Consider the following 978-nt stretch of genomic DNA (forward strand, 5'->3'; position numbering starts at 1 on the left):
CGGAGATGTGTATAAGAGACAGGGTATAGCACTAGTCATTATCACAGAAAAATCTCTTTTTACTCCAGGACCACTAACATAAATTACTTTATTATTTTCCCCAAGAAAATCTTTAAAACGTCCAGGCATTTCAACTATGTCAGTATCATAATATAACCATTTATAAGTATATGGTCTATAGGAACTTTTAACAATCTTACGCTCGTCATGGTTTATGGATATGTTAGAAGATAATTTCGTTTTAGTTTTCCTACTCCAACTCATATATGTTGAATCAGTGTTAATATAATCTAGTTTTTGTTTAGGCAAGTAATTACTTAATCTCTCACGTTCATTATTATAATTCCTAACTAATTTAGCCGAATTATCAAAAACATGTTTCTTCCCGAAATTATAAACCCAACTATCTCTACTCGTTGTAACACCAATTGCTGAATCTTTAAACATTGTATCCGTATAATTAGTAGAGGAGTCATTTCCCATAGGGACATAGTTTAAATAGTTTTTATCTCTCTTATTTATCCAATCACCATTTTCATCAGGAGATATTATTAACCAATCTACATTAATCATAGAATACGTTTTTTCAAGATAATCAAACTTGTCTTTTCTTGTTAAATAATCTCCAATATCATAATAATAAATATCATGATTTTGGCTACCATCTTTAATTAAAATAGTAATTGCTACTCCCGTCATAATGTCAAAGACATTTTGACCTTCTTTTTTGGCTAACTCACCTAAACGCTCTTTTATTGCTCCACGTAGGTTTAAGACATATACGTAATTGAACTCATTTTCAAAGCTTCTCCGAACACCATTCATCGTTTTAAAATCAACAAAAGAACTATTTGTTATAAATCCAATCACACCATTACTAGCTAACCTATCAGTAGCCCATCTGAATGCTTTTAAATAAGAATCATAAACAGAAACTACTCTTCTAGCATCTGTTAATCTAACATAACTATTAGTAAT

At 30.2% G+C, this 978-nt stretch carries 1 protein-coding gene; it reads right to left on the reverse strand.

The window, feature by feature from the left end; all coding sequences use genetic code 11:
- On the reverse strand, positions 1–978 hold a 978-nt coding region (locus ACTQ40_RS10530), incomplete at both ends, for a type ISP restriction/modification enzyme (RefSeq protein ID WP_441564117.1).

The sequence above is a fragment of the Collinsella sp. Sow4_D11 genome, from assembly GCF_052116465.1.
In the GTDB taxonomy this organism is placed as follows: domain Bacteria; phylum Actinomycetota; class Coriobacteriia; order Coriobacteriales; family Coriobacteriaceae; genus Collinsella.